This window comes from Dolomitihabitans soli (genome assembly GCF_022213955.1).
Lineage (GTDB): Bacteria > Actinomycetota > Actinomycetes > Streptosporangiales > Streptosporangiaceae > Streptosporangium_A > Streptosporangium_A soli.
The window spans coordinates 1-10,474 of the sequence record NZ_JAKNTW010000016.1; the positions used below are offsets into that span (position 1 = coordinate 1).

Annotated in this window: 5 protein-coding genes; all 5 read left to right on the forward strand. The window is 66.5% G+C overall.

Going from position 1 to position 10,474, the window contains the following annotated elements:
- Positions 1-195 precede the first annotated feature (195 nt).
- The 5 genes from MBA17_RS28070 (at position 196) to MBA17_RS28090 (ending at position 10,404) form a co-directional block, all read left to right on the forward strand.
- A complete protein-coding gene (locus MBA17_RS28070) occupies positions 196-1,065 on the forward strand; it encodes an SCO4651 family lipoprotein (protein ID WP_238499606.1) in 870 nt (289 codons plus the stop codon).
- Positions 1,066-1,597: 532 nt separating this feature from the next.
- Positions 1,598-2,077, forward strand: a complete 480-nt coding sequence (locus tag MBA17_RS28075; RefSeq protein WP_238499607.1) for a hypothetical protein — start codon at positions 1,598-1,600, stop codon at positions 2,075-2,077.
- Complete coding sequence (locus MBA17_RS28080) at positions 2,074-2,589, forward strand: hypothetical protein (RefSeq protein WP_238499608.1); 516 nt, start codon at positions 2,074-2,076, stop codon at positions 2,587-2,589. Before MBA17_RS28075 ends, MBA17_RS28080 begins: the two co-directional genes overlap by 4 nt.
- 449 nt (positions 2,590-3,038) lie before the next feature.
- Complete coding sequence (rpoB, locus tag MBA17_RS28085; protein ID WP_238499609.1) at positions 3,039-6,506, forward strand: DNA-directed RNA polymerase subunit beta; 3,468 nt, start codon at positions 3,039-3,041, stop codon at positions 6,504-6,506.
- Between the two features lie 22 nt (positions 6,507-6,528).
- The gene (locus MBA17_RS28090) at positions 6,529-10,404 is read left to right on the forward strand and encodes a DNA-directed RNA polymerase subunit beta' (protein ID WP_238499610.1); all 3,876 of its coding nucleotides are present in this window, start codon (positions 6,529-6,531) and stop codon (positions 10,402-10,404) included.
- Positions 10,405-10,474 lie beyond the last annotated feature (70 nt).

The window sequence follows — 10,474 nt, forward strand, 5'->3', positions numbered from 1 at the left end:
CGCGCGCGCCCCCCGGCCACCCCGCCTGCCCCACCGTTCCGCCCGAGGGGCCCCCGCCGTACGGCGGGGGCCCCTCTGCGTTTTGGGACGGTTGCGGCGCGGGCTCAGGGTAAACCCCGGTATATCCCGGATCTGCCGGAGATCGCGACCATGCGTGTCCCCCCGCGCGTAGGGTCGTAGGCACAGCAGGGGGATATGAAGGGACACGTAGTGAAGAGCCGGATCACTCTCGCGATCGCGACCATGGGCACGGCCAGCGCACTGGTCCTCACCGGATGCGGTACGTCGGCCGAGCCACTCGGCAACGTCAAACTGGCCGCCGCCGAAGCGCTGCAGGAGAGCGCGCAGCAGGCCGAGGCGGTCACCAGTTACACGGTCGACGCCGTGGCCGACTTCAAGCACCCGGACAGGGGCGAAGGCAAGATCCAGGGCCGCATGGTCTACCAGAACCAGCCGCAACTCGCTGTTGATCTGACCCTCGACACCCTCAGTTTCGGTGGACAGTCGCTGCCCGGCGGGGCACGCGCGATCCTCACGGGTGACACGGTCTACGTCAAGCTGGAGGCGCTGAAGACCCTGGTCGGGGCGACCAAGCCGTGGATCAAGGCGTCGGTCTCCGACCTCGACGGCAGCGGTCAGTCCGAGGCGAAGGAGATGCTGGGCCGCGTCCAGCAGTTCGACCTCGCCGGCGCGGTCAAGATGGTGACCACGTCCACGGACGTCAAGTCGGTCGGCACCGAGTCCGTCGGAGGGGTGGACACCACCCACTACTCCGGCACCTTCCCCGTCAAGGAGGCGCTGAGCCAGCTCGACCCGGAGGAGCGGGAGCGGGCCGGCAGTGACCTGAGCGAGGTGAAGGACATGAAGTTCGACCTCTGGGCCGACGCCCAGAACCTGCCCAGGAAGATCACGATGAGCGGCGAGGCGGAGCGCGGCTCGTTCAACGCGACGATGATGTTCAAGGGCTTCAACGAGCCGGTCGAGATCGCCGCCCCGCCGGCGGCCGAGGTCGGCGAACTGCCGGAGACCACGGCTGGCGAGCCGGAGGCCCTGCCCACCAACTGAGTACGGCCCGCGAAGGCGCCCGGCGATCGTGCCGGGCGCCTTCAGGCGTCCTGAGCGCATGAAGCCAACGCGGTTCTGAGGGGGCGGTCCACCCGGGTGCCGGGTGGACCGCCCTTTTCGCTGCTTTCGCGGGTTAATTGGATGAATTATCTTATAACGGGCCGGTAACGCCTTGCCTCCACGTCATCACAAAGCGTCAGATGATCGCTACCGTGGTTCTGGAGGAGCCGCCGCCCAGGGCTTGCCGGCCGATGATCGAGGGCGCGACCGACCCCGGCTGGTCGCGGCCCATTTGCACCTCGCCAAATAGCGCAAATCACCGCGTATGCGTCCATCTCGCGGGTTATGATCCGGCGACCGGAGGGCTGGCTCGCCGGCCCGCTTTCCGGAAGGGGAGTAGGGAATCGCTGAGGTTCTCTGAACGGGGAGGACGCATGGCCGTGGATATCGCTCGGCCCGCTCGCCGGCCGACCGCGCTCGGCGTGCCGTACGGGCCCGTGGTCGAGTGGACGCGCCGGGCTGGCCCTCGCGGATGAGGGCTCTGATCGTGGCTGTGCTGGGCGCGCTGGCGCTTTTGGCCGCCGGGGGGCTCTTCTGGGTGAGCGGAGACCTCCGAGAGGCTCAGGCGGCCACTCAGGAGCGCCAGGCGGCGATCAGGGCAGCGGGGACCTATGCCGTCAATCTGCTGTCGGTCAACCACAAGAGCGTCGAGGGCGACATCGAGCGGGTCCTGGCCACCTCGACCGGCGTGGCGAAGAAGGCGTACGCCTCGGAGGCCGCGCGGTTGAAGAAGGTCACACTCGACGACAAGGTCATGCAGACCGGCGTGCTGCGCTCGGTGGGGCTGGTCTCCATGCGGGGCGGCACCGCCTCGGTGCTGGTGGTCGCCGACGCGGTGATCCGGTGGGAGGGGAGCGACGAGGCCCCGCAGGAGCTCTTCCGCCGGTGGAGCATGGAGGTCACCAAGGTCGGCGGGACCTGGCTGGTGTCCAAGGCGGAGCAGGTCCTGTGACCCGGACGATCAAGGTCGTGATCGGCGCGCTGGCGGTGCTCGTGCTGGCTCTGGCGGCCTGCGTGGTCGTGATGTACGCCAATCTGCGCTGGATCAGGGAGGGCGAGGCGGCCGGCCGGGAGGCGCTGGCGACCGCCCGCACGGTGGCGCCGGACATGCTCTCCTACGACCACGAGACCATCGAAGAGGACCTGGCGCGCGGCCGGGGCTACACCACGGGCGAGCTGACCAGGAACTACACCGATCTGGCCAGAACCCTGGTGCCGGACGTCAAGAAGGAGCGGACCGTACGGCAGGCGTCGGTGGTGGCCGCGGCGGTCGAGTCGGCCGAGCCGGACCGGGTGGAGATCGTGCTCTTCGTGAACACCATGACCGCGAGGATCGTGCCGGGGGACGTGGAGCCGAGGCAACAGGTGACCAGGGACCGGGCGAGGTTCACCATGGTCAAGTCGGGCTCCCGCTGGCTGGTCGCCGAACTTTCGACCCTGTTGGGAAGCGTCCCTTCTGAGTAGTCTCTGAAGGACAAGGACGGCGTGTCCACGTTACTTAATTGTTAGTAAAGAACACGTTTGGGAATCCTGAGGTGGAGGGTACCTCTGTCGCAGGAGTGTCGACCGGCGGCAAGGGTTCGATCCTCCTCGTGACTCAGTGTTACCCCCAAGGGCTCGCGGGTATCGTCTGAGATCCGGCAGCGCAGCCCGGTCGCGAGGGGAAGAAAACCACAGCGTGCTGGCTATAAGTTGGCCGAAATGTCTGCTCTCGGGCTTGACGGATCGGCTTTCACGGGCGATGCTGCGACCAACGTGGAGCATGCAGCGAGAGTGGAGTGGACAGGTGTATGCCGTTCGGCTACACTGCCCCTTTGCGCTGCCCTTTGACGACCCCGCTTCTCTGTGTAGTTTTGCGTTGTCGTCTGGCGTGCGTGTAGTCAGTCCGCCGCGAGCCCTCGGAAGGACATCTGTTGGCAGCCTCGCGCAACGCCTCCGCCATTCCCGCCGGTCCCCGTCGTGTGTCATTTTCGCGCATTCAGGAGCCGCTCGAAGTTCCTGACCTTCTCGCCCTGCAGACCGAGTCGTTCGACTGGCTGCTAGGTAACGAGAAGTGGAAGTCGCGGGTCGAAGCGGCTCGCCAGGCCGGGCGCAAGGACGTCCCGGCCCAGTCTGGTCTCGAGGAGATCTTCGAGGAGATCAGTCCCATCGAGGACTTCTCCGGAACCATGTCCCTGTCGTTCCGCGACCACAGGTTCGAGCCGCCCAAGTACTCGGTCGACGAGTGCAAAGACAAGGACATGACCTACTCCGCCCCGATGTTCGTCACGGCGGAGTTCATCAATAACACCACTGGTGAGATCAAGAGCCAGACCGTGTTCATGGGCGACTTCCCGCTCATGACCGCCAAGGGCACCTTCATCATCAACGGCACCGAGCGTGTCGTGGTCTCCCAGCTGGTTCGGTCCCCGGGCGTCTACTTCGACCGAAGCGTCGACAAGACCTCCGACAAGGACATCTACGCCTGCAAGGTCATCCCCTCCCGGGGAGCCTGGCTGGAGTTCGAGATCGACAAGCGCGACGCCGTCGGCGTACGCATCGACCGCAAGCGCAAGCAGGCGGTCACGGTGCTGCTCAAGGCGCTTGGGTGGACCACTGACCAGATTCTGGAGCGTTTCGGACAGTTTGAGTCCATGCGCGCCACGCTGGAGAAGGACCACACCTCGGGCCAGGACGACGCCCTGCTCGACATCTACCGCAAGCTGCGGCCGGGAGAGCCCCCGACGAAGGAGTCCGCCCAGACCCTGCTGGAGAACCTCTACTTCAACCCCAAGCGCTATGACCTCGCCAAGGTCGGTCGCTACAAGATCAACAAGAAGCTCGGGGTCGATTCAGAGATCAACCAGGGCACACTGACCGAAGATGACGTGGTCGCCACGATCGAGTACCTCGTACGGCTGCACGCCACCGAGGACTCCATGCCGGGTGCCTCCGGTGAGATCGTCGTCGAGACCGACGACATCGACCACTTCGGCAACCGTCGTCTGCGCAGCGTCGGCGAGCTCATCCAGAACCAGGTCCGCCTGGGCCTGGCCCGTATGGAGCGGGTCGTCCGCGAGCGGATGACCACCCAGGACGTCGAGGCCATCACGCCGCAGACCCTGATCAACATCCGCCCCGTGGTGGCGTCGATCAAGGAGTTCTTCGGCACCTCGCAGCTCTCGCAGTTCATGGACCAGACCAACCCGCTGGCCGGCCTGACGCACAAGCGGCGTCTGAACTCGCTCGGCCCCGGTGGTCTGTCCCGTGAGCGCGCAGGGTTCGAGGTCCGTGACGTCCACCCGTCCCACTACGGCCGGATGTGCCCGATCGAGACCCCTGAGGGCCCGAACATCGGCCTGATCGGCTCGCTGGCCTCCTACGGTCGCCTCAACGCCTTCGGGTTCGTCGAGACGCCTTACCGCAAGGTCGTCGACGGCAAGGTCACCGACCAGATCGACTACCTGACGGCCGACGAGGAAGACCGCTACGTCAAGGCGCAGGCCAACACGGTGCTCAACGCCGACGGCTCGTTCGCGGACCCCCGCGTCCTGGTCCGTACCAAGGGCGGTGAGACCGACCTCGCCCGTGCGGAGGAGGTCGACTACATCGATGTCTCGCCGCGCCAGATGGTGTCGGTCGCGACCGCGATGATTCCCTTCCTGGAGCACGACGACGCCAACCGCGCGCTCATGGGCTCCAACATGCAGCGTCAGTCGGTGCCTCTGCTCAAGAGCGAGTCGCCGCTGGTCGGCACGGGTATGGAATACCGCGCCGCCACCGACGCGGGTGACGTCATCACCGCCGAGAAGGCCGGTGTGGTGGAGGAGGTCTCCGCCGACTACGTCACCGTCATGAACGACGACGGCACGCGCACCACCTACCGTGTCGCCAAGTTCAAGCGCTCCAACCAGGGCACCTGCTTCAACCAGAAGCCGATCGTCCTCGAGGGCGACCGGGTCGAGGTCAACCAGGTGGTCGCCGACGGTCCCTGCACCGACAACGGCGAGATGGCGCTGGGCAAGAACCTGCTCGTGGCGTTCATGCCGTGGGAGGGCCACAACTACGAAGACGCGATCATCCTGTCCCAGCGACTGGTGCAGGACGACGTGCTCTCCTCGATCCACATCGAGGAGCACGAGGTCGACGCCCGCGACACCAAGCTGGGCCCTGAGGAGATCACCCGGGACATCCCGAACGTCTCCGAGGAGGTCCTGGCCGATCTCGACGAGCGCGGCATCATCCGGATCGGCGCAGAGGTCGTCCCCGGCGACATCCTCGTCGGCAAGGTCACCCCGAAGGGCGAGACCGAGCTGACGCCCGAGGAGCGGCTGCTGCGAGCGATCTTCGGTGAGAAGGCCCGTGAAGTCCGTGACACCTCGCTGAAGGTGCCGCACGGCGAGCAGGGCAAGATCATCGGCGTTCGCGTGTTCAGCCGGGAAGAGGGCGACGAGCTCCCGCCGGGCGTGAACGAGCTGGTCCGCGTCTACGTGGCCCAGAAGCGCAAGATCACCGACGGTGACAAGCTGGCCGGCCGACACGGCAACAAGGGCGTCATCTCCAAGATCCTGCCGGTCGAAGACATGCCGTTCCTCGAAGACGGCACCCCGGTCGACATCATCCTCAACCCGCTGGGCGTGCCCGGCCGGATGAACGTCGGCCAGGTTCTGGAGACTCACCTCGGCTGGATCGCCGCCCGCGGCTGGAACATCACCGGCGTGCAGGAGGCCTGGGCGGAGCGCCTTCGCGAGAAGGGCTTCGGCGAGGTCGAACCGCGCACCAACGTGGCGACTCCGGTCTTCGACGGCGCCTACGAGGAGGAGCTCACCGGTCTGCTCGACAACACCCTGGTCAACAGGGACGGCGAGCGCATGGTCGGCGTGGGCGGCAAGGCCCGGCTGTTCGACGGCCGGTCCGGCGAGCCGTTCAAGGACCCGATCTCGGTCGGTTACATCTACATTCTCAAGTTGCTCCACCTGGTCGACGACAAGATCCACGCGCGTTCGACCGGTCCGTACTCCATGATCACCCAGCAGCCCCTCGGCGGTAAGGCCCAGTTCGGCGGGCAGCGCTTCGGTGAGATGGAGGTCTGGGCACTGGAGGCGTACGGCGCCGCCTATGCCCTGCAGGAGCTGCTCACCATCAAGTCCGACGACGTCACCGGCCGCGTGAAGGTATACGAGGCCATCGTCAAGGGCGAGAACATCCCCGAGCCGGGCATCCCTGAGTCCTTCAAGGTCCTCATCAAGGAGATGCAGTCGCTGTGCCTGAACGTCGAGGTTCTCTCCAGCGACGGCATGTCCATCGAGATGCGTGACACCGACGAGGACGTCTTCCGCGCTGCGGAGGAGCTCGGCATCGACCTGTCCCGGCGCGAGCCGAGCAGTGTCGAAGAGGTCTGATTTTTAAGCGAGGGGATAAGAAGTGCTCGACGTCAACTTCTTCGACGAGCTTCGTATCGGCCTGGCGACGGCCGACGATATCCGCCAGTGGTCGCACGGTGAGGTCAAGAAGCCGGAGACCATCAACTACCGGACCCTCAAGCCCGAGAAGGACGGACTCTTCTGCGAGAAGATCTTCGGCCCGACCCGGGACTGGGAGTGCTACTGCGGTAAGTACAAGCGGGTCCGCTTCAAGGGCATTATCTGTGAGCGCTGCGGCGTAGAGGTGACCCGAGCCAAGGTGCGGCGTGAGCGGATGGGCCACATCGAACTGGCCGCTCCGGTCACGCACATCTGGTACTTCAAGGGCGTGCCCTCCCGTTTGGGCTACCTGCTGGACCTGGCCCCGAAGGACCTCGAAAAGGTCATCTACTTCGCGGCCTACATGATCACGTTCGTCGACAACGAGATGCGCGACCGTGATCTGCCGTCCCTGGAGGCCAAGATCTCCGTGGAGCGGCAGCACGTCGAGCAGCGTCGTGACGCCGACGTGGAGGCCAGGCAGAAGAAGCTCGAGACCGACCTGGCCGAGTTGGAGGCCGCGGGAGCCAAGGGCGACCAGCGTCGCAAGGTCCGCGAGGGTGCCGACAGAGAGATGCGCCAGCTCCGCGACCGGGCCCAGCGTGAGCTGGACCGGCTGGAGGAGGTCTGGAGCCGCTTCAAGAACCTCAAGGTCCAGGACCTTGAGGGGGACGAGCTGCTCTACCGCGAGATGCGCGACCGTTTCGGCCGCTACTTCCGCGGTGGCATGGGCGCGCAGGCCATCCAGGAGCGCCTGGGCAACTTCGACCTCGACGCCGAGGCCGAGAGCCTCAGGGAGACCATCCGCAGCGGCAAGGGCCAGAAGAAGGCCCGCGCGCTCAAGCGGCTCAAGGTCGTCTCCGCGTTCCTGAACACCCGCAACTCGCCCAACGGCATGGTCCTGGACTGCATCCCGGTCATCCCGCCGGACCTGCGCCCGATGGTGCAGCTCGACGGTGGCCGGTTCGCGACCTCGGACCTGAACGACCTGTACCGCCGGGTCATCAACCGGAACAACCGCCTCAAGCGTCTGCTCGATCTCGGCGCGCCCGAGATCATCGTGAACAACGAGAAGCGGATGCTGCAGGAGGCCGTCGACGCGCTGTTCGACAACGGCCGTCGCGGTCGCCCGGTCACCGGTCCCGGCAACCGGCCGCTCAAGTCGCTCTCCGACATGCTCAAGGGCAAGCAGGGCCGCTTCCGGCAGAACCTCCTGGGCAAGCGAGTCGACTACTCCGGCCGTTCGGTCATCGTCGTCGGCCCGCAGCTCAAGCTGCACCAGTGCGGCCTGCCCAAGCAGATGGCGCTGGAGCTGTTCAAGCCGTTCGTGATGAAGAGGCTCGTGGATCTCAACCACGCGCAGAACATCAAGTCGGCCAAGCGGATGGTCGAGCGGGCCCGTCCTGTCGTCTGGGACGTGCTCGAAGAGGTCATCACCGAGCACCCGGTGTTGTTGAACCGGGCGCCGACCCTGCACCGCCTGGGCATCCAGGCCTTCGAGCCGCAGCTCGTCGAGGGCAAGGCCATCCAGATCCACCCGCTCGTCTGCACCGCGTTCAACGCGGACTTCGACGGTGACCAGATGGCCGTGCACCTGCCGCTGTCGGCTGAGGCCCAGGCCGAGGCACGCATCCTGATGCTCTCGACCAACAACATCCTCAAGCCGGCCGACGGCAAGCCGGTGACGATGCCCACCCAGGACATGGTCATCGGTCTGTACTGGCTGACCACGGGCAAGGACGAGGCTGCTGGCCACGGCCGTACCTTCGGTTCCATCAGCGAGGCGTTGATGGCGTATGACCGGCGTGAGCTGGACATGCAGGCCGAAATCCAGATCCGGCTCAAGGACGTCCCGCCGCCGCGCGGCTGGGCCGCTCCGGAGGGCTGGGAGGCGGGCGACCCGCTTCGCCTGACCACCACGCTCGGACGGTGCCTGTTCAACCAGACGCTTCCGGCCAACTTCCCGTTCGTGAACTACCAGGTTGGCAAGAAGCAGCTGTCGCTCATCGTGAACGAGCTGGCGGAGACCTATCCCAAGGTCGAGGTCGCCACGGCGCTGGACGCGTTGAAGGACGCGGGCTTCCACTGGGCGACCCGCGCGGGCGTCACCATCTCGATCGAGGACGTCGTCGCACCGCCGAACAAGGCCACCATCATGGAGTCGTACGAGCGCAGGGCCGACAAGGTCCAGCGTGAGTACGAGCGCGGCCTGATCACCGACGAGGAGCGCCGTCAGGAGCTCATCGAGATCTGGACGCACGCCACGGCGGACGTCGAGACCGACATGGTGAACGCCTTCCCGGCGACCAACTCCGTCTGGATGATGGTCAACTCCGGTGCCCGAGGCAACAAGATGCAGGTCCGGCAGATCGCCGGTATCCGTGGCCTGGTGTCCAACACCAAGGGTGAGACGATCCCGCGGCCGATCAAGTCCTCGTTCCGCGAGGGCCTGTCGGTGCTGGAGTACTTCATCTCCACCCACGGCCAGCGGAAGGGTCTGGCGGACACCGCCCTGCGGACCGCCGACTCCGGCTACCTGACCCGTCGACTCGTCGACGTGGCCCAGGACGTCATCGTTCGCGACATCGACTGTGGCACGGACCGCGGGGTCCCGCTGCACGTCGGCGAGCGTGACTCGACCGGTAACCTGGTCAAGCCGGAGAACGCGGAGAGCAACGTGCACGGCCGCATCCTGGCCGAGGACGTCGAGGTGGACGGCAAGATCGTCGCGACGGCCGGTATCGACATCACCGACCTCACCGTCACCGCGCTCGTCGAGGCGGGCGTGGAGACCGTGCGCACCCGCAGCGCACTGGTGTGCGAGGCGAAGATCGGTGTCTGCGCGACCTGCTACGGCCGTTCGCTGGCCACCGGCAAGCTCGTGGACGTCGGCGAGGCGGTCGGCATCATCGCCGCCCAGTCGATCGGCGAGCCCGGCACCCAGCTGACGATGCGTACCTTCCACACCGGTGGTGTGGCGGGCGCCGACATCACCCACGGTCTGCCCCGTGTCCAGGAGCTGTTCGAGGCGCGCGTCCCCAAGGGCGTCGCCCCGATCACCGAGGTCACCGGACGGGCCAGGATCGACGAGACCGACAAGACCCGGAAGATCGTGATCACCCCGGACGACGGTTCCGAGGAGATCGCCTACCCGGTGTCGATGCGGTCGCGTCTGCTGGTCACCGAGGGGCAGCGCGTCGAGGTCGGCCAGCAGCTGATCGCCGGCGCCGTCAACCCCAACGAGGTGCTGCGCATCCTCGGCCCCCGGGCCGTGCAGCTCCACCTCGTGGCGGAGGTCCAGCAGGTCTACCGTTCCCAGGGTGTGTCGATCCACGACAAGCACATCGAGATCATCGTGCGGCAGATGCTCAAGCGCGTGAACGTGCTGGAGTCCGGTGACACGACACTGCTGCCCGGCGAGCTCGTGGAGCGTCCGCGCTTCGAGGTGCTCAACCGTGAGCAGGTGGCGGAGGGTGGCCAGCCGGCCTCCGGCCGTCCCGTGCTGATGGGCATCACGAAGGCCTCGCTCGCGACCGAGTCGTGGCTGTCGGCGGCGTCCTTCCAGGAGACGACCAGGGTTCTCACGGACGCGGCGATCCACGCCAAGTCCGACTCCCTGCTCGGCCTCAAGGAGAACGTCATCATCGGCAAGCTCATCCCGGCCGGTACCGGCATGCCGCAGTACCGCAACATCCGGGTCGAGCCGACCGAGGAGGCCAAGGCCGCCATGTACACCGTGGGCGGCTACGACGGCTCCGCGGCCGACTACACCTTCGGCACCGGGAGCGGCGAGGCCGTCCCGCTGGAGGAGTACGACTTCGGACAGTACAACCGCTAGGCGACAACCGGGGCGCGCGCGCCCGATTAGGTGGCGGGGGCCCCGCGCGGTTCCCGGGCGGCGCGGCGCG